This window comes from Nibricoccus aquaticus, assembly GCF_002310495.1.
Lineage (GTDB): Bacteria > Verrucomicrobiota > Verrucomicrobiia > Opitutales > Opitutaceae > Nibricoccus > Nibricoccus aquaticus.
On record NZ_CP023344.1, the window covers coordinates 503111 to 526284 of the forward strand.

Genomic DNA, 23174 nt, shown 5'->3' on the forward strand with positions numbered 1-23174 from the left:
TTACTTCTCGACTGAGAAACTATGCACGGTCGTCTGGCGGTAAGTTTCGCCGGGGCGGAGCGTGATGTTGCCGAGGTGCGGAGCGTTGATCGAGTTGGGGTAACGCTGGCACTCGAGGCAGAGCGCGCCGTGCTTTTCGTAGCGTTTGCCCGCTTTGCCGACGAACGAATCGTCGAGCGACGAACTGCTGTAGAACTGCACGCACGGCTCAGTCGTCGTGATTTCCAAAACGCGTCCACTGCGCGGCTCGACCAAACGCGCGGCTGGCGTAAGCTTCGCACCGGCGCCGGTGGATTGAGTGCGGAGAAAATAATTATCGCCGTGGTTATTCCACAGACCGGGCAAGGCGTCGCCGACGCGCTTGGGCTTCGTGAAGTCGTTGGCTTTTCCCGCGACGGCTTCGCGGCGATCGATGAGCGTCATCGCTTCACCGCACGGCGCGATTTCGTCGGAGAAAATTTGCAGCACGTGGTCGTCGACGCGGCCGCTGCCCTCGCCCGCGAGATTGAAATACGCATGATTGGTCAGGCTGAGCAGCGTGGCTTTGTCGGTCGTCGCCTCGTACTCGATCGTGAGTTCGTTGGCTTCGGTGACGACGTAGGTGACGGCGATGCGGACGTTGCCGGGATAACCTTCTTCGCCGTCGGGGCTGAGGTAGCTGAGGCGGAGCGCGTCGGAGCCGCTGCTGTGTTTCACAATCTCGGCGGACCAGACGCGTTTGTCCAAACCGGTGTTGCCGCCGTGGAGGTGATTCGGGGCGTTGTTGATCGCGAGGCTGTAGGATTTGCCGTCGAGCGTGAACTTCCCGCTCGTGAGGCGGCCTGCGATGCGGCCGGTGATGCAACCGAAGTAAGGATGACCTTCCAGGTATTTTTCGAGGCTCGAAAAACCGAGGACGATGTCGGCGCTCTTTCCCGCCCGATCCAGCGTATGCAGCTCGGTGATGATGCCGCCGTAGGTGATGACCTTGGCGGAGAGGCCGCGGGAATTGGAGAGCGTGTACTCGTCGACGACTTCGCCGGAGGGTAGCTGGCCGAAATTTTTCTTGGTGATCATGAACGTTGTTTGGCTTGTTCGAAACATTCGCGGGCGATGCGCGCGTAAACGAGCGCCTGCGCGTAGCGGTCGGACTCTTCGCGGAGAGTGCCGTCGGGCTGCGTGAATTTGCGGCCGTAATAAATCGCAGGCGACAGAATCTCCGGCGCCAGGACGAGGTAGTCGCCGGGCTTCGCGGACTTCAGGAAACCGGTCATGGCGTGCGTCCACATGGCGCGATAGTGCGCGAGGAAATCGCACATGCCAAAAGCCTGCGGCACCGGCGGTTTTCCGTCGGCGATATCGACCTGCATGCACGAGGTATTGCCGATGCGCCCGTGCATGAAACTGACGCGGTCAAAGATCGGCTGCATTGCGCGCCACTTGGCTTCGATGTCGCCGTAGGCGAGTTCCTGGCCGGTGTAGTAATGACTGAAGTCGCCGTTGAAGCGGACGGCGGGAACGCGCTTCGTGAGCTGGATCGTGCGCCAGACATCTTGCGTGATCGTGGCGCGGTGCGTCTCGATATAGAGAGGGAAATTCAACTCGTCCGATGCTTCGACGGTGGCGCGCACAAGGGCGTCCATCTGCGCGTCGTCTTCGAAACCGGTGCCGACGTGCGCGGTGGCGGCATCGTGGCCCGCGTCTTTCATTTTCTTCGCGAACTCCTTCGCCTCAGCGACGGAGTCGATGCGACCGCTTCCGGCGGAGCCGATGCCTGCGGCGCGGCAGTCGGCGGCACTGCCGTCTTGCGCGCCTTCGAAGCCGTCCTTCTTGAGGAAGGCCATTGCTTCGACGCCTTTCAGCTTCGGCCAGATCGAGTGCGCGGGAAGATCGGTGAGCGTGCCGAGGTTCAGGTAGACTTTGAGACGCGGCGGCTGGTTCGAGCCGTCGTTGAGATTTTTAGGCATGAGTGTGCGTTCCCGCGGGAAAAATTAAAATTCGTCGAACGCGATCTGGTTTTGCGGGACTTCGAACTGACGCAGCATCGCCGTCGTGGCCTTGATCATCACGGGCGGGCCGCAGAGGTAGAAGTCCACGCCCTTCGGCGATGGGTGTTTGTCCAGCAACTCGGCCTTCACGACGTCGTGGATGAAGCCGGTGAACGACGTCCAGTTGTCCTCCGGCTGCGCTTCCGAGAGCGCGACGTGGAAGGTGAAATTGGGGAAACGCTTTTCGAGATCGCGGAAGTAATCGGCGTAGAAAACTTCCTGCAGCGAACGCGCGCCGTACCAGAAACTGATGCGACGATCGGTCCCGTGCGTCTCGAGCAAGTGCGAGATGTGCGAGCGGAGCGGAGCCATGCCCGCGCCGCCGCCGATGTAAACCATCTCGCGGTCGTTGTGCTTGATGTGAAACTCGCCGAACGGGCCGATCGCGGTGACTTCGTCGCCGGGCTTGAGGCGGTGCACGTAGGCGGAACCGGCTCCGGCGTTGCAGGCCTGGCCGCGGGGCGGCGTGGCAATGCGGACGTTGAAGCGGAGCTGTTTGTCGGTCGCGGGATTGGTCGCGAGCGAGTAGTTACGGCGGATCGGCACTTCGTTTTCGCTGCGGAAATCGAAGACGTGCTGCGCTTCCCAGACGTCGGAGAACGGCTTGTTTACGGCGATCTCGCGGAACTTGATTTCCGGATACGCGGGGATGTCCAGCTGCATGTAGTCGCCCGGCTGGTAATTGATCACCGTGGTCGGATCGATGGGCTCGAGGACGAGTTCTTTGATGAAGGTAGCGACGTTGTTATTGCTCACCACGCGGAACCGGTAGGTCTTCTGCGTGGTGGGCGCGGCGCTTTCGTTCGCGGCGAGGCGGAGGAAGATTTTCCCAGCGGTCTCGCGCACGGGATAAGTCTGGAGCGCGATGCAGACGGGTTTGCGCTGCGGTGAGCCGTCGGTGACGTCGAAGCGGCCGTTGTGCTTCGGGCACTCGACGAGTTTTCCCTTCACGAGGCCGTCGGCGAGGTGCGTGTTGCCGTGCGTGCAAATGCCGTCGGTCGCGTACACGGCGTCGTCGGCGAGGCGGTAGATCGCGTAGGTGCGCTTCGCGTGGTCGAAGCGGATTACGTCTTCTTTCCCGAGGATCGCGCTGTCGCAAACCTCGATCCAGCCATTGACGACCGGGCGGTTGGCCGAGGTGATCGCGGGGGCGACTTGGGAAACTTCCTTGCGGTCAGTAGGCGTCGGGATGACGCGCTTCACGTGGTACGCGGGATCTTTTCGCTGGCGGAGCACGGCCGGGATGATTTCGCGCCAGGCGTCGTAGAGTCCCGAATACGGCGTGGGCGTGTCGTCTTTGATGATCTCGTGGAGCTTCGGCAGCTGGTGATACGGCACGAGCGGGAACATGTGATGCTCAAGGTGGAAATTCATGTTCCAGTAGAAAAACCGGTTGATGAAATTCATGCGCACCGTGCGGCAGTTGAGGCGGTGATCGAGGACGTTTTCCGCGAGGCCGGTGTGTTGCGTGAGTCCGTAGACGAGCATGAGCCACGCGCCCCAGAGATTGGGCAGGCCGACGTACATGAGCGGCAGGAACGTGCGGTAATAAATCGCGAAGCCGAGCGCGGTGCCGTAGATCACGACGTAGACGCGCGCCTTCCAGAACACTTTCGAGTGCTCCGATTCGGGGATGTACGTGAGCTCCTCGGGCGTGAGTTTGCCGGTGCAGTGGAGGAGGACGTTCTTCGCGTAGTTGGGAAACGTTTTGATGTTAAAGAACGCCATCCCGAGTCCCACGAGATCCGGCGGACGCGGCACGGCGATCTCGGGATCGCGGCCGACGATGATCGTGTCGCTGTGGTGGCGTGTGTGACTCCAGCGCCACGGCGTCGATTCGCGCAGCACCATGAACGACGCGACCTCGTAGAGCGCGTTGTTCATCCAGTCGGTTTTGAACGCTGTGCCGTGGCTCGACTCGTGCCAGCGCGAGTCGGACGTCGACGCGTAGAGCACGCTGTAGAGGCCGAACGGGATGATCGCCCACCAGCTGCCCCACCAATAAAAACCCCACACGCCCGCCGCGATGATCAGCGAAAACCAGATGATCGTGTCGCGGATCGCGGGGCCGTCCTTGCGCTGCAGCAGCTCGCGCATCTTGGCCTTGGGAACGGGCGACGCATACCAAGTCGCCTCGGCCAGCCCTTTCTCAATCGCCAGCGCAGAGTCTTTGCCCACGAGGCTGTAATCGCTGAGTTCAATCTTACTCATGAGTTAAACAGGGGAAGGTCCAAGCGGGGTGAGTTGGACGGGGAATTGCGCGATAGAAAGCGGTGGCATTTTCGCGCGCGTCAAACCTGCAAAGGCAGATTCATGAAAAAAGTCGGCGAAGAGCTCTAATTCATGAAATAGAAATTAACTCCCAGCCGAAACGCACACTCACTGGCCATGAAATAAAGTCAGCTAGGCTTGAAAGACCACTAACTAACCGTGCCACATTGTTGAGCTACAAAGCCCCAAAATCACCGGTGAGCCAATCAGTGATAGCATCCGCATGTGTAGCAGCCGCTAGGAACCCGCCGGTGTAGAGAGCCACTGGTCGCGCCGAGTCGGTGTATTGTTCGAAACTTTCCGAAGGGAGCACATCGGGAAGATTCAACCAGTGTTTTTGACCGACGTTTTCTTTGCTCCGAAATCTTTGCGGGCTAGTTCGCATCGTAATCGCCATGGTTGTGGCCCATGGATCCGATCGCTTTGCGACGGGTTGCCGTTTTTTATCCCAATCGAGGATCATTACTGGAGGCCACGCCCCTCGACTTCCGCGTGAGCGAAGCATGTTTGAGAGAATCGAATCGATATGCGAATCGCCGAAACCATATCCAGCAATCAAGACAGCGTCCGCCTCATAAGCATGTCGCGCTAGCTGGCTATAGAAGGTTAGGAATGGATCTGACTGCAGCTGATCGAGCTTCCATCCACCTGCGACTAAAGATGCCACGACCATTCGCTTCTGATCACTTCTGGTCGAAATGAAGTCTGTGTCGTCCCAGTCCACTGTATCTCGGCTTTGCCACAGATCGTCGTACCAAATTATCTTGGGCCCGAAATCGATATGTTCGGTGTCTTTGACGGGCCTGATAATCCGGTGATGCACGCTGCCATGCAGATGATAAATGAAACTCCACTCTCTGCGGCCAATTACCTTAGCCGGAAGAAAAGCACCGCCGTGACGATCAAACCCGACAAAGGAGTTCGGAAGAGCATTAAGTGCCGCGGTATCGTAGTTGAGGTTATAAATTCCCACATCGAACGTGCGGGCTAGAGCCGCAAAAAGAGAGCTGTATGTTTTGAATTCCGTTCGCGCCCTGCGTTCGAATTCAAAAATTTTACTTGTTCCTCTGACACGGAAAGCGACTCGGGAAAGTAAGGCACTCAGCTGCCCCTGCGTTTGATAAAACAGCTTGTTCGACGTCGGCTCCTTCAAATCAAAACTACTCAGCAATCGTGAATACATCGGATCACCGTGCGGAGAACCGAGCGTAGCATTCATGAGCAGATGGAGGTCCCCTAAAACACGTTCGAATGTAGGTCTGGTGCGCCACTCCAAAAGTGGGCGAGTTTCGTCGGTAAGCTCCAATCCATAACGCTCACGATTGTCCCAGAGAACTTGGAAGAAATCAGGGCCGCCTCGCGAACTAACATATGTTTTAGCCTGCTCTCGGAGATCGCGGTCTAAGTCGTCGACAGAAGGGAAACCTTGTTCGATCGAGCTGCCCGCTCCGAGAATCACTAGCAGCTTCTTTTTGGCATCAGGTGCGCAATCGGTGGACATCGATAGACCTTTGTAGGCTTCGTCCTAACACTGCTTTTCTCACAGTCGACCTCCCGTTTTCGTGGAGCAAGCACTAGTTATTGTGCGGCTTGGAGACTCAGTCTCCTCGACCGCTGGTGCTCAGGAAGGGACTCGAACCCTTACGCCTTACGGCACACGCCCCTCAAACGTGTGTGTCTACCAATTCCACCACCTGAGCGTTTCCAGTCGGAGGAGTGCGGAATAAGAGTCTTCGCGCCGTGGGTGTAAAGCCCGGAAATGGGAAAATCTTAAAATCCCTTTTGACCCCCTGCCCGCCCCGGCAACTGTCAGCCACCTTCACCGGCCGGCCATGACCCACGACGAAATAAAACGCGCCCTGCTCGCATCCTACGAAACCGATGGCGGCATCAATCACCTCGACGGCACCAACCTGCCCGCCGAGGAATCGGTCAACCAGCTCGCCCGGGATTTCATGCACATCCTCTTCCCGGGGTTCTTCGATGAAAAGGCGCTGACCAAGAGCTGCGTTCCGTCGCTGGTCGATGCGTTGCTGGCGCGCATCGAAAGCCGGCTGTCGTCGGAACTCGAAAAGTCCCTGCGTTTTGCCAAGGAGCCGCGCGCCAGCGAACTCGCCCGCGAACACACCGCCGTTCTCCTTTCCCGCCTTCCCGACATCCGCCGCATCGTCCAGACCGACGTCACCGCCGCCTACCAAGGCGATCCGGCCGCGCGCAGCACCGAGGAAATCATCCTCGCCTATCCGTGCGTGCTGGTGATCTCGCTCCAACGCGTCGCCCACGAACTCTACAAACTCGGCGTTCCGTTGCTCCCGCGCATGTTGACCGAGTACGCCCACGAACGCACCGGCACCGACATCCACCCGGGCGCGCAGATCGGCACGCATTTCTTCATCGATCATTGCACCGGCGTCGTCATCGGCGAAACCGCGCGCATCGGTAACAACGTCAAAATCTACCAAGGCGTCACTCTCGGCGCGAAGTCGTTTGTCGTGGACGACGCCGGTCATCCGGTGAAAGGCGTGAAACGCCACCCAAAGCTCGAAGACGGCGTGATCGTTTACCCCGGCGCCACGATCCTCGGCGGCGACACCGTGATCGGCGAAAACTCGATCGTCGGCTCCAACGTCTGGCTCATGCAATCGATGCCCGCCAACAGCATCGCCTACTACCAAGGCGACACCGCCTCGATCATCCGCCCGCGGAAGAAGAAGGAAGCGCTGCTGGAGGAGTTCAGCGATTGGGTGATTTGATCCGCATTCGGAACGGCACTTAGCAAGTGCCGTTCCCACATCCATCCACAAAAAAGCCGCGTCATTTTGGACGCGGCTTTTTTGTTTAGAAACTCGTTCGAACAACGAGAGCGACCAACTCGCTCAGGCCGCCATGTACGGCAGCTTGGCGGCGGTCGTCTTCACCGCAGGCAAGCCATCGATCAATTCGCCGATGGCGTCCCAACGGCCGTTGATCAGCGCGTCGCGCGCGGTTTCGCGCTGGGTGATTTTCACGGATTCGCCGCCGAAACGGACTTCCAACTTCTCCAGGTCGATGGTGATCGGTTTGTCGGTGTTGGCGTTCACGTAGGCCGCGATCTTCGCGATGTCTTCGCGGCTAGCGCTCACGCAGGGCATGCCGAGCGTGGTGCTGTTGCCGAAGAAAATCTCGGCGAAGTTCTCGGCGATGATCGCCTTGAAACCGGCCTTGGAGATCGCCTGCGGAGCGTGTTCGCGCGAAGAGCCACAGCCGAAGTTGGCACCGGAGAGGAGGATGGTCGCGCCCTTGTGCTGGGGACGGTCGATCGGGTGATCGATCTTGTTACCCTGCGGATCGTGGCGGACGTCAAAGAACGCGAATTCGCCGAGACCGTCGAAGGTGACGCACTTCATGAAGCGCGCCGGGATGATGCGGTCGGTGTCGATGTCGTTGCCGGGGACGTAAACGCCGCGACCGGTGACTTGGGTGATTTTTTCGAGAGCCATGTTTTTGAAAAGGAGTGAGTAGCGGGTAGTGGGTAGCGAGTAGGTGAAAAAGCGGTGTGAGCGTGATGCTCGCTACTCGCTACCCACTACTCGCTACTTCGAGATCAGTTGACCGAGAACACTTCACGAGCATCCGCGACCTGGCCCGTGACAGCGGCGGCGGCGACCATGACCGGGCTCATCAACACCGTGCGACCGGTGATGGAGCCCTGGCGGCCCTTGAAGTTGCGGTTGGAGGACGACGCGCAGAGTTCGTCGCCGACGAGTTTGTCGGGATTCATCGCGAGACACATCGAGCAGCCCGCGGCGCGCCACTCGAAGCCGGCCTCGGCCAGCACCTTGTCGATACCTTCCTTTTCGCACTGGAGAGCGACGATCTGCGAGCCGGGCACGGCGATCGCGCGCACGCCCGAGGCGACTTTCCTGCCCTTGATGAATTTCGCGACTTCGCGGAAGTCAGAGAGACGTCCGTTCGTGCACGAGCCGAGGAAGGCGACGTTGATCTTGGTGCCCTTGATCGGAGCGCCAGCCGGGAGCTTCATGTATTCGAGCGCCTCGATGATGCCCGCCTTTTCGTCGACCGACGTAGCCTTGGCAGGATCGGGAATCGTCTCGTTGATCGAGATACCCTGGCCGGGATTGATGCCCCAGGTGACGGTCGGCGCGATGTCGGCCGCGTCGATCTTCATGACGTCATCATAATGGCAGCCCGGATCGGAGGCGAAAGACTTCCAGCGAGTAACCGCTTCGTCCCAAGCCGCGCCAGTCGGCGAGTACGGACGGCCCTTCAGATAATCGAACGTCGTCTGGTCCGGATTCACGTAACCGACGCGCGCGCCGCCTTCGATGGACATGTTACACACCGTCATGCGCTCCTCCATGGAGAAGCCGTCAAACGTGGTGCCGCAGTATTCGTAGGCAAAGCCCGTACCGCCGTTCACGCCGGTGAGGCGGATGATGTGGAGAATCACGTCCTTCGCATACACGCCGGGACGCAGCTTTCCGTTAACCTCGATGCGACGAACCTTGAGCGCGCCGAGCGCCATCGTCTGCGTGGCGAGCACGTCGCGCACCTGCGACGTGCCGATACCAAACGCGATCGCGCCAAACGCGCCGTGCGTGGACGTGTGCGAGTCGCCGCACGCGATCGTCGTACCCGGTTGGGTGATACCCTGCTCGGGACCGACGATGTGGACGACGCCCTGCTTGCCGCTCGCGCGGTCGAAGAAAGTGATGCCAAAGTCCTTCGTGTTTTTGCGCAGCTCGTCCATCATGGCCTGCGCGAGCGTGTCCTTGTACGGCTCGACCAGCTCGTTCGTCGGCACGATGTGATCGACCGTCGCGAACGTGCGGTGCGGATAAGCGACCTTCAGGCCGAGATCGCGCAACATGCCGAACGCCTGCGGGCTCGTCACTTCATGGATAAGGTGCGTGCCGATCAGCAATTGAGTCTGGCCGTTAGCCAGCTTGCGGACGGTGTGAGCGTCCCAGACTTTTTGAAACAGTGATTTGGCCATGGGAAAAGTGATTTTGAGTGAGACTAAAAAGAGGGTCGTGAACTTGCCCGAAAACGACTCCGGGCGTCAAGGATTCGGCCAGATAATACCTCACCGTTGCGTTGCCGGAAAATACCTGTTTCGTCGCCTGTGATGCCTCGCGAGTATCAATTCCCCTACGAGCTGCGCCACCTCGTTTACTTCCTCGAAGTCGCCCGCCAGCTCCATTTCCGCAAAGCCGCCGAGGCTCTGGCCGTCGCGCAACCCGCGCTCAGCCGCCAGATCGCGCAACTCGAAGCCGCCGTCGGCGCCGAGCTTTTCGTCCGCTCCCGCCGCCGCGTCGAACTCACCCCCGCCGGCCGCGCCTTCGCCAAACGCATCGAGCCCGTCCTCCGCTCCCTCGCCGCCGCCGGTCGCGAAGTCCAGGCGCTTACCCGCGGCGAAGAAGGCCACATCCGCGTCGCCTTCACCGGCCTAGCAATGGCGACGGTGCTTCCCGGCATCCTCCGTGAATTCAGCCGCCGCTTCCCCGGCATCCGCCTCGAACTCAACGAATCGCCCTCAACCACCCAGCTCGTCGCGCTTCAGGCCGGTGAACTCGGCTGCGGCTTTTTCCATCCCGGTGCCACGCCCACGCCAGGCCTTCGCACGCGCCTGCTCCTCCGCGAGCGCAACGGCATCCTCCTCCCCTCCGGCCACGCCCTCGCGAAACAGGAGAAAAACTCTCTCAAACTCAGCCAGCTCGCCGACACGCCCTTCGTGCTCTTCCCGCGCTCGCACAACCCGAGCTTCTATGACCGCGTGCTCAGCGCCTGCGCCAAGGCCGGGCTCACCCCGCGCATCGCCGAGGAAGTCTGGCCCCGCGCCAACGGCATCGGCCTCGTGCGCGCGGGCTTGGGCGCGACCTTCATCACACCGTCCGAAGCAAAAAATCTCCCCGGCGATGTCGTCTTTCGCCCGCTCGCCGGTCCCGCCCCCGAAAGCAGTCTCGTCCTCGGCTGGCGACAACCGCCCGCGCCCGAGCCCGCCCTCGCCGCCTTCCTCGCCGTCGCCAGCGAAACCGTTGCGACGCTTTCCTAATCGTCGCTTCCGCCGCCGCTAATCCCGCCTGCCTCCGCGCCTGATACTTGCAGGGTTTGGGTTGAAGTCCGCGTTCAATGCTCAACCTTCAACGCCTTTCATGCGTCGCCAACATCTCCTCTCCGCCACCGCCGCACTCACCGCCCTGCTTGCGCTAGGCGGCTGCCGCAAACCCGAGATCACGACCTACACCGCGCCCAAAGACCCCGCCCCGGCCATCACCGGTCCCGCCATGAGCGCGGCCAATCTCCCGCCGTCCACCACCGCCGCGCCCGCGATCCGCTGGCAGCTCCCAGCAGGATGGACCGATCAAGGAGCCAACAACATCCGCCTCGGAAACATCCTCGTCACGGGCCCCGACAACCAGCGCGCCGAAATGACCGTCACTCGATTCGAAGGCACCGTCGGTGGCGATCTCGCCAACGTGAACCGCTGGCGCAACCAGCTCCAGCTCCCGCCCATCGACGAAGCCGCACTCTCCGCCGCCATCGTCCACCGCGATTACCCCGCCGGACACATGGACGCCGTCGATCTCGTCAGCGACACTCCGCTCGGCAACTCTACTCACAAAACCCGCACGCTCGTCGCCTGGCTTCCGCAGGCCGACGCCACCTGGTTCTTCAAACTCACCGGCGACGACGCACTCGTCGCCTCCCAGCGCGACGCCTTCTCCTCGTTTCTCGCTTCCGTCGAATTCTCCGCAGCTCCCGCCACGTCCATCCCGTCCGGCCCGCTCCCTGACGGACACCCGCCCATAACCAGCGGCTCCGGCGTATCCACTTCCCCGGCACCGTCCTCGCCCTCAATGTCCGGCGCGCCCGCCTCCGGTCCGATGACGATGGCCAACTCAACTCTCCCCGCCTCCGCCGTCTCCAGCGGCACCGCCCTCATCTGGTCCGCTCCATCGTCCTGGACCGAGAAACCCCTCGGCCCCATCCGCAAAGGCAGCTTTGCCGTCGGCGACGCCGATCTCGCCATCACCGCTTTCCCCGGTGAAGTCGGCGGACTCCTCGCCAATCTCAACCGCTGGCGCGGCGAACTCCAACTCGAGTTTCTCACGCCCGCCGATCTGCCCACCGCAACCGTCACCGTTCCCTCCGCCGATCCGTCGCTGAAATTCCTCGTCGTCGACATGGCCGGAAATCCCGGCGCGCCCACGCGCACACTCGGCGCGATTCTCCCCGTCGGCAGCGACACCTACTTCTTCAAACTCAAAGGTCCCGACGCCACCGTCGCCGCCGCGAAGAACGACTTCCTCGCGTTTCTCGCCACCGTGAAATCCCGCTGAGCATCCACGCTCCCACGTCCCGACCGCCGTCTACGCCTCCGCCATCATGCTCCGCACCCTCTGGCAGAAAACCCTCCGCTTCTTTTCCTCGCTCGGCCTCACCGTGACGCTGCTCGCGTTGTCGATGGTGCTCATCTTCATCGCGACCCTCGATCAGGTCGATCTCGGCATCTACACCGTTCAGGAAAAATGGTTCCGCTCCTGGGTCGTCGTCCACTTCTTCGGCAAGGTAGGCTTCCTCTACCCCGGCGGCTACACTCTTGGCTTCCTCCTCCTCTTCAACCTCATCGCCGCCCACGCCACGCGCTTTAAGATGTCGTGGAAAAAGTCCGGCATCTTCCTGACCCACTTCGGCCTCATCCTGCTCCTCCTCGGCGAATTTTTCACCGGTATCCTCCAGGAAGATTTCCAGATGCGCATCGATGAGGGCCAGACGAAGAACTACTCCGAGAGTTTCCGCCTAAACGAACTCGCCATCATCGACGCGACCGACGCCAAGACCGACAAGGTCACCGCCATCCCCGAGGAGCTGCTCGCCACGCAAAAAATCCTCCACCACTCCACGCTCCCTTTCCGCATCGAGGTCAAAGCCTACTACCCGCACGCCGCGATGCAGATGACCGAGCAAGCGCAAAACCCCGCGCCCCAACTCGCCACCACCGGTTTCGGCCGCCGCTTCTCTGTCACCCCTTTCCCACTACCGAAGTCCGATCAGATCACGCTTCCCGCCGCCTACGTCGAACTCATCGGCCCGCAAGGCTCGCTCGGCACCTTCCTCGTTTCCGCCATGTCGCCGCAGCCCGAGAGCTTCAGCTACGCCGGTAAAACCTGGCAGCTCTCCCTCCGCGTCGCGCGCGAGTACAAACCCTTCTCACTCCACCTCATCAAGGTCACGCACGACATCTATCCCGGCTCCGACATCCCGAAAAACTTCGCCAGCCAGGTGCGCCTCCAGACCTCCGACGGCAAGCAGGACCAGGAATTCAAAATATACATGAACAACCCGCTGCGCTTCGGCGGCTTCACGTTCTTCCAGTACCAGATGGATTCGGCGAACAAGAGCACGGTCCTCCAAGTCGTCCGCAACCCCAGCTGGCTCGTCCCCTACATCGCCTGCCTGATCATGTCCGTCGGCCTCGGCCTCCAATTCGTCCTCAGCCTGATCGCCTTCCGCCAAAAACGCTCCCGCGCCGCCGCATGAAAAAGCTGATCCCTATTCTCGTTTTAGTCCTCGGCGCGCTCTATCTCGCCTCCGGTTTCCGCTCACCGAAAAACCCGACCGACTTCGACGTCACCGGCTTTGGCAAACTGCCTGTCCTTCTCAACGGCCGCATCAAGCCCGTCGATACCGTCGCCCGCACCACGCTCCTCACGCTCCAAGGCCGGCAGCGCGTCAACAATCCCGAACGCAGCGAGCCCTACGTCAGCTCGCCCACCGCCTGGCTCCTCGACGTCGTCTACCGCCCGGAGCTCGCCGACACCTACACGACGTTCAAGATCGATAATCTCGAGCTCCTCAGCCTCATCGGGAAAACCTCCGACGTCACCCGCATCAACTACGACAGCGGAGCCAAGAAGTTCATGGTCATCCTCGGCTTCCTCCCGAGCCACCACAGCCGCTTCTCGTACGCCGACCTCTCACCGCACTTCGACGAGATCGAGCGCCAGTCCCAGCTCGCCGCCAGCACCGAGTCCCCGCAGCGCACACCTTTCCAACGCGCCGTCCTCACCCTCCGCTCCAACCTCGGCATTTATCAGCAGCTCAAATACAGCTTCGTCGCCGCCGAAACGCCCGACTTCTTCGCGGAAGTCACCGCCTTCCAGGAAAACATCACCAAGAGCATCGAAGCCGCCGCCAACCGCGAAGCAGGCAAACCATTCGACGCCGACTCCCTCAAAAAGGCGATGGAGTCCATCAGCCGTTACGAAGCGCTCTCCGACTTCACCTACGTCCGCCCGATCCCCTCGCACGATCCCGCCAAACCCTCCGAGTGGCTCTCCATCGGCCGCGCTCTCCTGCAAAGCTACAGTCGTGGCGACGTCCCCTACGAAGTCCTGACCTACGCAGCCCTCGGCAAATCCTGGCGCGAGAACCAGCCCGAGCGCTTCAACGAAGGAGTCCGGCTCTATCGCGCCACGCTCGAAAAAACCTCCTCCAACTTCCTCGCCAAAACCGACACCGAGGCCCGCTTCAATCACGCCGAGCCTTTCTACAAGAGCATGAATCTCTACATGCTCGCCTTCTTCGTCGCCATCGCTTCCTGGCTCCGCTGGCCGGATACACTCGGCCGCGTCGCTTTCTGGCTCATCACTCTCGCGTTCATCTCCACGACGATCGGATTTCTCGCCCGCATGTGGATCGGCGGCTATGCGCCTGTCACCAATCTCTATTCCTCCGCACTCTTCGTCGGCTGGGTCGCTGGTGGCCTTTGTCTCGCGCTTGAAGCCATTTACAAAAACGCCATCGGCAGCGTCGCCGCCGGCATGATCGGCTTCGGCACGTTGCTCATCGCGCATCACCTCTCGCTCACCGGCGACACGCTCGAAATGATGCGCGCCGTGCTCGACTCCAACTTCTGGCTCGCGACGCACGTCATCACTGTCACCGCCGGTTACGGCGCCACGTTCCTCGCCGGTTTCCTCGCGATCATCTATATCTTCCGCGGCCTCTTCACCCGCTCACTCGATAAAACCACGGCCGACACGCTCACGCGCATGGTTTACGGCATCGTCTGCTTCGCGATGTTCTTCAGCTTCGTCGGCACGATCCTCGGCGGCATCTGGGCCGATCAATCCTGGGGACGCTTTTGGGGCTGGGATCCCAAGGAAAACGGCGCACTCATCATCGTCATCTGGAACGCCATCATCCTCCACGCCCGCTGGGGTGGCCTCGTGAAACAACGCGGCATCATGGCCCTCGCCGTCTTCGGCAACATCGTCACCGGCTGGAGCTGGTTCGGCACGAATCTCCTCGAGGTCGGCCTCCACAGCTACGGCTTCACCGACAACGGCGCCAAGACCCTCGCGATCTTCGTCATCGCCCAACTCGCCATCATCGCCCTCGCGCTGATTCCCTTGGAAAGGTGGCGCAGCTTCGCCACCAAGTCTGCGTGAGCGTCAGTTGAATCGCGAAGACGCAAAGCTGCGAAGATCGCAGGCGTTTGAAGTAAACGTTCCCATCTTTGCTCGACCTTAGCGTCTTCGCGTCTTTGCGATTCAAGTAAAACGCGGTCCCGCGTTGAACGTCACTTCCCCAGCAACTCTTCGGCGTGCGCGAGCGCGCTCTTTGCCGTGCGATCGCCCAGCATGCGCGCAAGTTCGCTCACACGACTCTTCCGGCTCTCATGGATCGGCGCGATCGTCACTACCGCACGATCCTTCGACTGATCCTTCGTCACGACCAGATGGCTGTCCGCCTGCGCCGCCACCTGCGGCAGATGCGTCACGCACAACACCTGATGCCCGCGCGCGATCTCGGCCATTTTCTCGCCGACGACTTTGCCAATCTCTCCGCCGACGTTCGCATCCACTTCGTCGAAGACCAGCACCGGCACACCATCGAGATCGGCCAGCACGCTCTTCAATGCGAGCATCACGCGCGCGAGTTCTCCACTCGAAGCAATGCGGCTCAGCGGCAGAGGCGCTTCACCGACGTTCGGTGAGAACAGGAACTCACAGCCGCAATCGCCGGCCGGCCCGAGCTGATCAAGGGGAACGATCCGCACTTGGAAATCCGCCTTCTTGAATCCGAGCTGCACGATGCTCTTGGCCGCAACCTTGGCCAACTCCTTCGCCGCCTTCTCGCGGATCGCGCGCAATGCTTGCGCCTCTTTCTTCGCCGCCCGCTCCGTCTCGGCGACTTCCTTGTCCAATCTCGCCAGCGTGCCCTCAATATCGCTCTGCGAGTCAAGCCTGCGCCGCATCTCTTCGCGCGCCGCAGCCACGGCTGAAACGTCGCCGCCGTGCTTCCGCTTCGCCTCGAGCCACGCGTTCATCCGCGTCTGCAACTGCTCCGCCTGTTCGGGATCGAACTGATACTCGCCACTCAACGCCTCATACTCTGCGCCGAGATCCGCCAATTCGAGCGAGGCCGACGCCAGCCGGTCCGCCAGCGCCTTGCTCGCCGGATCGAGTGTTTCCAAGTGCCGGGCTTCGCGCACGAGACCCGCCACTTTGCCAGTAGCGCCGTCTTCACCGGTGAGCCCATTGGCGAGCGTTGCCGACAGCTCGATGAGTTCCTGCGCACGGCTCTGCCGTTGAAAATCGCGCTCCAGCGTTTCGATCGCCTCGTCGGTCAACTCCAGCGCATCGAGCCGCGTCAGCTGCGCTTCCAAAAACTTCAACTGCTCGGGCGAGAGCTTCGTCTCGTTCGCGATCTGCGCTCGTTCGGCCACACGGCCGTGCCACGCGTCATACTTTTCCGAGTACGCCGCGAGTGCCTTCTCCGCCCGACCGAACAGGTCGAGCAGCTCCCGCTGGCAGCTTTCCTTAAGCAACCGCCGCGGCTCGCTCGGCCCGTGAAAATCCACCCACGACTCACCGAGCCGCTGGAGCGATGCGAGCGTGGCGAGCCCGCCGTTGACGGTGATCTTCGGCGCTTTCTCGCGCGGCACACTGCGTTTCAAAATCAGCATTCCTTCCTCGCACTCCGGCAAATCCAGCTCCGCGAGCAACGCGTTGATCGCCTTCGCATTTTTGAAAAACAACGCCGCCTCCACCTCGCACGCAAGCGCGCCCTGGCGGATGATGGTTTTATCCGCACGCTCACCCGCAAGCAGGCTGAGCGCGCCGAGCAGGATGCTTTTGCCCGCGCCGGTCTCGCCCGTCACCGCCGTGAATCCCGCTTCAAAATCGAGGGAAACTTCTTCAAGCAGGGCGAGGTTCTTGATCCGGAGCGACTGAAGCATGTGGGCGAAATGGGGACGAAAACGCCGCGCGTTTCAAGCGGCTGCTTGCACGCATTTTCAGGGTTTGATCGCGCATCGAAAACCGCGCCAAACATCGCGGAAATTTTTCTTGCCGAACCGCCAGCCCGCCGTGCTTACTCCGCGACTCGCAAGAGAACGGACCCTTAGCTCAGTTGGTTAGAGCGTTTCCTTGACATGGAAGAGGTCACTGGTTCGAGTCCAGTAGGGTCCACCATTCGCGACAAAAATGGCTGAAAATCAGCATTTTGCGTGATGAAGCATCAAGAGAATCAAGCTCGTTTTCGTGTGCCTAAAATCAGCCGGTCGGATTTCTCCACACACGTGGCAGCAGCGATTCCGGGCCGTTGATGTACATCTGGTAGTAGAGCCAGAAAACCACCGCCCCGAGTGCGAGCAGGAAAACGGCCTCGCCCACGCGCCCCGCTTCATGACGGCTGCCGCGATGAAGGTTGCGCACGATCGCCTCCAATCCCGGCGCGACGGCAAACGCCACGAGCGAGCCGCCAAAGAGCACGAGCAGGATAATGATCACGACGCGCAGGAACGGATCGTGAATCACCTCGGCTTTGTAGGAGACGAGGTTGTTGACCAGGTTGAGCAACAGCAGGCAGCACGGAAGAATGTAATAGGCGCGGACAACGTTGGTCTTTTTCACGGCGACAATGAATGGGCGAACCATGTGAGGAAGAGGCGGCGGGCGTAAAGCACTGCAAAGCGGCTCCCACGTTAGACAGGGCTCCCCCGCTTTTATGCCCTACCTCAAAATCCAGACCAACCTCCCGCTGTCGAAAAAGGCCGAGCGCACTGTGCTGAAACCCGCCTCTGCGCTCGTGGCTACCGAGCTACAAAAACCTGAGGAGTTCGTGATGATCGCGATCCAGCCAGACACACCGATGCTCTTCGCAGGTAGCGATGACCCGGTGGCATTTCTCGAACTCAAGAGCATCGGCCTGCCCGCGAGGAAAACAAAGGTGCTCTGCAAAGCGCTGTGCGCGCTCATCGAGGAGCACTTGGGAATCGCGAAAGATCGCGTGTATGTGAAATTCATCGACGTGAAGCACGGGATGTGGGGTTGGAAGGGCGACACGTTCTAAACGGCTGCGCGCAGGTAAAGGTAATCGGTGACAAAAAAACCCGGCCGTGTCGGGCCGGGTTGAAGAGGTTTGCGGTGATCGTCGTGGCGAACAGACGTCGATCAGGGAACTGCGAGCAGTTCGGCCTCGGTCCAGTTGCCAGGGCGGGCGGCTGCGACTTGTTCACGGATTTCCTTAACCTTCGCTGTCGTGATAGGAGCGGCTGCGTTGCCCCATTCGTGACGGATGAAGGTCAGGACGTGGGCGATTTTATCATCGGTCCAGTTATAGCCACTATTGGGTACTTTGCCAAAGGCAGGCATGAGGCCGTTGTACTTGTTACCTTCCACAGTGATTTCACCTTTTAGGCCATTGAGAAGAATGCGGATGAGGCGGTCCTCGCTGCCCAGAACCCACTCCGACTTAGCCAGTGGAGGATAAGTGCCTGCGAGGCCGGTGCCCGTGGGCTGGTGGCAGGTAGCGCAGGTGGCGTAGAGTTTTTTGCCAGAGGCGAGCACTTGCTCGGGAGTAAGCTCTTTAACCGCACCCGCACCGGGAGCGGTTGCGGGGTCGTAGCGTTCGTCGTACACGAGCGCGGCTTCTTTGAACGTGAGGCCGCTGACTCCGCTTTTCAGCGAGGGACCGATGCCGCCACGGTTGTGGACGAAATAGACTGAGACGATGAAGATCATCGCCGAGACGAAACCGAGCAGGAACAGCGGCATCGGCGAGTAGCCTTCGGCGGGCTCGGGCTTTTCGCGCAGAAGGATCGCGTGAACCTTCTGGATGTTTTGGTCAGAGGCTGCGGCCTGTTCGATCTTGGGATTATTGGCCTTCGGATCTTGGGCGCTCATTTGTGTGCCTCCGGCTTGGCGGCTTCGGAGCTGGCTCCGGCCTTTTGCTCTTTCTTCGGTTCGACGTAAACGCGGGTGGCTTCCTCAGGGTAAGTGTAGCTGTCCTTCAAGCTGAGGAGATATTCGATCAGCGCGTTACCGCGATCCGTGAGGACGATTTCATAACCGGCGGCGGGTTGGGCGCTGGCAGGGAGAAGGCGTTGCACGGCTTTGGTCGAGGGCTCGCCCACGATCTTGCGGGTCTCGAAGAGGAACTTGTACTTCGGCATGATCGAATCCTTCGAGGTGATCTCGGGATCGTACATGTGGCGGATATGCCATTCGCGCCCGGCGTCGCCTGCCTGACGGGCTCCGATGTTACGGAGATCGGGACCGGTGCGCATGGTGCCGAGGAGCACGCGGCGTTCGCGGATGTAGTCGCGGGCCACGCTCTGACGTTCGCCCCAGCCGCGGTCGATGTCGCCACCGTAACCGGGGCGGCGGACCTGCTGGGTGTGGCAGTAGATGCAGCCAAGATCTTGATACACCAGCTTGCCTTGGGCGGCGAGGCCGGGGAGCGCCTCGGGGAAGGACTTATTTTCGCCTTCGTCGAACACGGGCTCGAGTTTGCCGTAGGCGATTTGGTTGGTCAGCACGATGCCGGTCCACGAGAAGGCCAGTGCGAAGAAGATGCCGAGGAAAATGAGGGGCGCGCGATTCATCGTGCGGAGATCTCCAGGTCAGGATTCGGATGAGCGAAGAGCGTGGGCGCAGTGTTATCGGCGCGGGGCTTGAAGATCATCCAGGCGAAGTTGATGGCGAAGGCGACGTGGCCAACCGTGATCAAGACGCCGGCGTAGCTGCGAAGCTTAAGCCAGACGATCGTGTGGCGAACCACATCCATGAAGGGAATGCTCGCGTCGTTCATCTCCAGTCCCTGTTTGGTGCCGCCGATGCTGGTGACGATCACGTAGATCGTAATGCCGATGGCGCAGGTCCAGAAGTGGACGCTGATCAAACGGGCTGAGGGCCATTCCTTGTGAAGGATGCGCGGCAGGATGTAGTAGATGGAGCCAAACATCACCATGGAGAAGAAAGCGTAGAGGCCGTGGTGAGCGTGGCCGACGACGGCGTGGGTGAAGTGAACGACTTCACTGACACCGCGATCCGCCATGAGCGAACCGAGGAGACTGGAGAGCGTGTAGTTGACCGCGCCGAAGACGATGAAGCGAAGCGTCGGGCTGTATTTCAGCGCCTGGAAACTGCCGATCATCGTGAGGTGATGGTTGATCGCTGTGACGACGACGGGGACGACCATCATGAAGCTCGCGGCGATACCGGCGGTGATGACCCAGGCCGGGACGGGACCACCGATCAAATGGTGAACGCCGGCCCAGTTGTAGAAGATTGCAAGCGACCAAAACCCGAGGACCGAGAGGTAGTAGCTGTGAATGGGTTTACCGAGAACCTTCGGAAGGAAATAGTAGACGGCGGCGAGACCAATCGGCGTGAACCAGAGCCCGAGGACATTGTGAGCGAACCACCAGTTGACCAGCGCTTGCACGGTGCCGCGGGCGGGCGAGAAGATCAGCATGATCTGGGCGACCGAGTACAACCACGGGAACCAGAAGAGCGCTGCGAGGATGTACCACTGGGAAACGTAGATGTGCTCAGATTTGCCAAAGCGGAAAGTAATGACGGCCCAGGCACCGATGAGCGCGTAGGCTATGAAGAGCATCGGCGTGGCGTAGGGCGGCATCTCGAGCCACTCGATCGACGTGGCATCACCGGCGAGGATGCCGTACATACCGACGGTCACACCGACGTTCCAGAACGCACCGGCGAGCATCAGGATGCCGCTGTGACGAACGACGGAGCGCGCGAGACGGGCCATAAGCCACATGGCGACGGCGAAGGAGGCGTTGACGCTCCAGCCGTAGATCACGGCGTTTAGGTGAGCGGTGCGGGCGCGGCCGAAGGTGAGCCACTCGATGTCACCAAGAAGCTCAGGCTTGTGCATCTTAAACGACGAGATCAGCGCGAACGCCGTGCCGATGATCAGCCAGAGGATCGCGGAGCACAGGAAGTACATCGCCGGCGCCTTGGTGGAGGCGTCGATCTCGCTCAGTTCAGCACGCGTCACCGTGTCGGATGACGTGGCCGGGCTGACTGATGCGGCAAGACTGGAAGCGGAAGCCATTGTTGAGGGAAAAGGTGAAACGAGGAGGCGCGGCTTTCACCGCTAATCTGGCCGGAGGCGGGAAAAATTAGCGGCGATTGACGGCGGAATTAGTGGTGTCGTTTGGGCGTCTTGCCAGGGAAGAAATCCGTGGGCTGACCGATGGGTTCTTTGTCATCGAAGATGGAGGCGGCGCCTTTTTCCAGGTCGCGCAGCTGGCCTTTACTCGATGCCCAGTAGAGCGCGTAAACCGCCGAGCCCGTGATTGCCACAGCGACGATGAAGGCGAGCCCGTAGAAGAACCATTCGTTAATCCATTCCATCCGTGAGCCTATTTCTTCGCGTTGAGCTCTTTGATGGTGAGCTCGACGGCGCGATCGGTGGGGAGGCGGACCACGCCGGTCGCTTGATCGACCCAGGCATACGTGGTGGCGGCGGCTTTATCTTTAGCGCGGATCTCAGCGAGAATTTGCGCGCGCTCGGCCGGGGTTTTGGTGCCTTCCGGGAGCGGTGCGGGCTGCTGGGGCAGGTACGCGATGAAGAGGATGAGCAGGAAGATCGCGAAGCCGCCGATGATGGCGCCGAGCGTGATCCAGAAGTTCTTGGGAGCGGGTGAAGGATGATCACTCATGGTGCGTGAGGCATTCGCCGATGCGAGGATCGCGGATCGGGATGAGTTTCTGTTTCGGGAAGCTACGAAGATAAGACCAGACGAAGATACCGCCAACTCCGACAACTGTGGTAAGAACCCAGACGAGGTTCAGAGACAGGAATGGAAGCGGGTCGCCATGCGAGTCCTTGAGGACCGGGAGGATGTTGTAGCAAAGGTCGATGAGGATCGTCGCGAGAATCCAGTAAACGATGAATTTGATGCGCGAGGGCGTGACCTTGTTTTTGTAAGACAGGAGATAGAGGAACGGGACGACGAAGTGACCAAAGAGGATCACCATACCGACGTATTTCCACTGGCTGGGCGTACCGTCGGCGTGGATTTCGCGGAGGTTATACCAGAAGGTTTCTTCAGGCACGTTGGCATTCCAGATCAGGAAGTACTGAGAAAACGTGACGTAGGCCCAGAAGACGGTGAACGCGAAGATCAGCTGGCCGATAGAGTGGAAGTGATTCGTATTGAGGATGCCTTTGTAGTCTCCGCGAGCGAGGAGCCAGAGCATGATCAGAACACCGATGGCGAGTGCACCGCGGACGCAGTTGGCGAAGAACCAGACGCCGAACATCGTGGAGAACCAGTGATACTCGAGGCTCTTGATCCAGTAAATCGAGGCGAGCGTAAGTGTGACGGCCGTGAGCGCGATGCCGAAGGCAGCGGTCTTGCGGTTCATGTAGGTCCACTTCAGGTCGCCGTCCACGTCTTGAGTGAAAGAGGCTTTGCGGAGGCGGGCAGACAGCCAGAACCAGATCAAGAAACTCGCGCCCGTGAGAATCGTGAACATCGGCAGGTTCAAGAACGCAGCCTTCTTCACATAGAGGACGTCTTCACCGATGGTGCCGTGACCACCGTGGACGTGGCCGTCCAGATTCATCCAAGACCAGATGGTGTCGTGCGTGCCCGTCCACGAGACGATAACGAGAGGTGCGAAGAGCAACGCGAGCCAGGGGAATACTGCGATGCAGTGTTCGAACTGGCGGCGAAGAACGACCGACCATGAGGCGTCGAAGATGTGGTGGATGAGCGTCCACATCAGCATGCCGATGGCGATGGCGATCCAGAAGGTCAGACCTACGAGGTATGACAGCGCTACAGCACCAGGAGCGCCGGAGACGAAGAGACCGACTCCGGTCAAAGCGAGACCGACGATGCCGATGATGAGCGCTTTGCCGGCGCCGCTGGCGCTGGATTCAGCAGAGAGTGAGACGGGAGCAGATGCAGCGTGGGTGCTCATTTGATACCAAGCTCCGATTTATGAGAGGCGGGGACGTCGTTGATCGAGCCGGTCTGTGCGCGCTGAAGGGCGCGAACATAGGCGATGACGGCCCAGCGTTCTTCGGGGGAAAGTTTGTCGGCGTAAGCGCCCATGGCGGCCTTACCGTGAGTGATGGTGTTGAAGATTTCGCCCTCTGTCATTTTGCGCAGACGGTCGTCATGGTAGGTCGGGGTCGATCCCATGCCGTAAGACTTGGTGATGCCATTGCCGTCACCGATGGTGCCGTGGCACGGGAGGCAAAAAATCGAGTAGCGATCTTTGCCGCGCTCCAAGAGTTTGGCGTCGATAGAAATCGAAGCGGGGAATCCCGCGGCGAAATTACCGTTGGTGGCTTTGCCAAGATAGAGATGGTCATCGGCGCGAAGGTCGCCACGGGAGACGACTCCGGCGGGAAGCGGACGATCCGCGCGGCCATCCGCGAAGAAAGGGCTTTCGGCCTGAGGCTTGTATTTAGCCTGGCGGTCCATGTCCGGAAAAACTTCCAGCGGAGGTTTGGTTGAGATCGAGCCGCGGAATCCGAAGATGGAAACCGTACCGATGACGACGAGTGCGAGAACGAGATAAGCGTAACGCATGG

The 23174-nt window shown here is 60.5% G+C and carries 21 protein-coding genes and 2 tRNA genes; 7 read left to right on the plus strand and 16 right to left on the minus strand.

Features of this window, described 5'->3' with window-relative positions:
* From CMV30_RS02135 to CMV30_RS02155, 5 genes are all read right to left on the minus strand, one after another.
* Entirely contained in the window at positions 1-1056 is a 1056-nt protein-coding gene (locus tag CMV30_RS02135) for an aldose epimerase family protein (RefSeq protein ID WP_175414696.1), read from the minus strand.
* Positions 1053-1946, minus strand: a complete 894-nt coding sequence (locus tag CMV30_RS02140; RefSeq protein WP_096054492.1) for a hypothetical protein — start codon at positions 1944-1946, stop codon at positions 1053-1055. The genes CMV30_RS02135 and CMV30_RS02140 overlap by 4 nt, the downstream gene beginning before the upstream one ends.
* Before the next feature lie 24 nt (positions 1947-1970).
* Entirely contained in the window at positions 1971-4238 is a 2268-nt protein-coding gene (nqrF, locus tag CMV30_RS02145) for an NADH:ubiquinone reductase (Na(+)-transporting) subunit F (RefSeq protein ID WP_096054493.1), read from the minus strand.
* A gap of 235 nt (positions 4239-4473) precedes the next feature.
* Positions 4474-5799, minus strand: coding sequence for an SIR2 family protein (locus CMV30_RS02150; protein ID WP_096054494.1), 1326 nt, complete (start codon positions 5797-5799; stop codon positions 4474-4476).
* 114 nt (positions 5800-5913) lie between these two features.
* A tRNA-Leu gene (locus CMV30_RS02155) sits at positions 5914-5998 on the minus strand.
* 132 nt (positions 5999-6130) lie between these two features.
* On the opposite strand from CMV30_RS02155, the gene CMV30_RS02160 reads away from it, so the two are divergent.
* Entirely contained in the window at positions 6131-7051 is a 921-nt protein-coding gene (locus CMV30_RS02160) for a serine O-acetyltransferase (RefSeq protein ID WP_096054495.1), read from the plus strand.
* Between the two features lie 123 nt (positions 7052-7174).
* Here CMV30_RS02160 and leuD read toward each other — a convergent pair whose 3' ends face one another.
* The gene (gene leuD, locus CMV30_RS02165; RefSeq protein ID WP_096054496.1) at positions 7175-7777 is read right to left on the minus strand and encodes a 3-isopropylmalate dehydratase small subunit; all 603 of its coding nucleotides are present in this window, start codon (positions 7775-7777) and stop codon (positions 7175-7177) included.
* A 104-nt stretch (positions 7778-7881) separates the two neighbouring features.
* Positions 7882-9294 carry a 3-isopropylmalate dehydratase large subunit gene (gene leuC, locus CMV30_RS02170; RefSeq protein ID WP_096054497.1) on the minus strand — a complete coding sequence of 471 codons (1413 nt, stop codon included), beginning with the start codon at positions 9292-9294 and terminating at the stop codon, positions 7882-7884.
* Between the two features lie 132 nt (positions 9295-9426).
* Between leuC and CMV30_RS02175 the strand changes: the two genes are divergently transcribed.
* The 4 genes from CMV30_RS02175 to CMV30_RS02190 all read left to right on the plus strand — a co-directional run bounded on the left by CMV30_RS02175 (position 9427) and on the right by CMV30_RS02190 (position 14755).
* Positions 9427-10353 (plus strand): LysR family transcriptional regulator, encoded by a 927-nt coding sequence (locus tag CMV30_RS02175; protein WP_096054498.1) that lies wholly within the window; start codon positions 9427-9429, stop codon positions 10351-10353.
* 100 nt (positions 10354-10453) lie between these two features.
* The gene (locus CMV30_RS02180; protein ID WP_096054499.1) at positions 10454-11641 is read left to right on the plus strand and encodes a hypothetical protein; all 1188 of its coding nucleotides are present in this window, start codon (positions 10454-10456) and stop codon (positions 11639-11641) included.
* A gap of 46 nt (positions 11642-11687) precedes the next feature.
* Positions 11688-12842 (plus strand): cytochrome c biogenesis ResB family protein, encoded by a 1155-nt coding sequence (locus tag CMV30_RS02185; RefSeq protein ID WP_096054500.1) that lies wholly within the window; start codon positions 11688-11690, stop codon positions 12840-12842.
* A complete protein-coding gene (locus CMV30_RS02190; protein WP_096054501.1) occupies positions 12839-14755 on the plus strand; it encodes a cytochrome c biogenesis protein in 1917 nt (638 codons plus the stop codon). Before CMV30_RS02185 ends, CMV30_RS02190 begins: the two co-directional genes overlap by 4 nt.
* A gap of 131 nt (positions 14756-14886) precedes the next feature.
* Here CMV30_RS02190 and recN read toward each other — a convergent pair whose 3' ends face one another.
* A complete protein-coding gene (gene recN, locus CMV30_RS02195) occupies positions 14887-16548 on the minus strand; it encodes a DNA repair protein RecN (protein WP_096054502.1) in 1662 nt (553 codons plus the stop codon).
* A 158-nt stretch (positions 16549-16706) separates the two neighbouring features.
* Between recN and CMV30_RS02200 the strand changes: the two genes are divergently transcribed.
* Positions 16707-16783 (plus strand) — tRNA-Val (locus CMV30_RS02200).
* A gap of 81 nt (positions 16784-16864) precedes the next feature.
* Here CMV30_RS02200 and CMV30_RS02205 read toward each other — a convergent pair.
* The gene (locus tag CMV30_RS02205) at positions 16865-17248 is read right to left on the minus strand and encodes a hypothetical protein (protein ID WP_096054503.1); all 384 of its coding nucleotides are present in this window, start codon (positions 17246-17248) and stop codon (positions 16865-16867) included.
* Positions 17249-17318: 70 nt separating this feature from the next.
* Here CMV30_RS02205 and CMV30_RS02210 point away from each other — a divergent pair, with 70 nt between their 5' ends.
* Entirely contained in the window at positions 17319-17663 is a 345-nt protein-coding gene (locus CMV30_RS02210; protein WP_096054504.1) for a phenylpyruvate tautomerase MIF-related protein, read from the plus strand.
* Positions 17664-17764: 101 nt separating this feature from the next.
* Here the strand turns inward: CMV30_RS02210 and CMV30_RS02215 are convergent, their stop codons facing one another.
* From CMV30_RS02215 to CMV30_RS02245, 7 genes are all read right to left on the minus strand, one after another.
* Positions 17765-18496, minus strand: coding sequence for a c-type cytochrome (locus CMV30_RS02215; RefSeq protein WP_096054505.1), 732 nt, complete (start codon positions 18494-18496; stop codon positions 17765-17767).
* Positions 18493-19197, minus strand: coding sequence for a cbb3-type cytochrome c oxidase subunit II (locus CMV30_RS02220; RefSeq protein WP_096054506.1), 705 nt, complete (start codon positions 19195-19197; stop codon positions 18493-18495). The genes CMV30_RS02215 and CMV30_RS02220 overlap by 4 nt, the downstream gene beginning before the upstream one ends.
* Positions 19194-20675, minus strand: coding sequence for a cbb3-type cytochrome c oxidase subunit I (locus CMV30_RS02225; protein ID WP_096054507.1), 1482 nt, complete (start codon positions 20673-20675; stop codon positions 19194-19196). Before CMV30_RS02225 ends, CMV30_RS02220 begins: the two co-directional genes overlap by 4 nt.
* Before the next feature lie 89 nt (positions 20676-20764).
* A complete protein-coding gene (locus CMV30_RS02230; RefSeq protein WP_096054508.1) occupies positions 20765-20977 on the minus strand; it encodes a cbb3-type cytochrome oxidase assembly protein in 213 nt (70 codons plus the stop codon).
* A gap of 8 nt (positions 20978-20985) precedes the next feature.
* Positions 20986-21285 (minus strand): hypothetical protein, encoded by a 300-nt coding sequence (locus CMV30_RS02235; RefSeq protein WP_096054509.1) that lies wholly within the window; start codon positions 21283-21285, stop codon positions 20986-20988.
* On the minus strand, positions 21278-22555 hold the full coding sequence (locus tag CMV30_RS02240) for a hypothetical protein (RefSeq protein ID WP_096054510.1): 1278 nt from the start codon (positions 22553-22555) through the stop codon (positions 21278-21280). Before CMV30_RS02240 ends, CMV30_RS02235 begins: the two co-directional genes overlap by 8 nt.
* Positions 22552-23172 (minus strand): c-type cytochrome, encoded by a 621-nt coding sequence (locus tag CMV30_RS02245; protein WP_096054511.1) that lies wholly within the window; start codon positions 23170-23172, stop codon positions 22552-22554. Before CMV30_RS02245 ends, CMV30_RS02240 begins: the two co-directional genes overlap by 4 nt.
* Positions 23173-23174 lie beyond the last annotated feature (2 nt).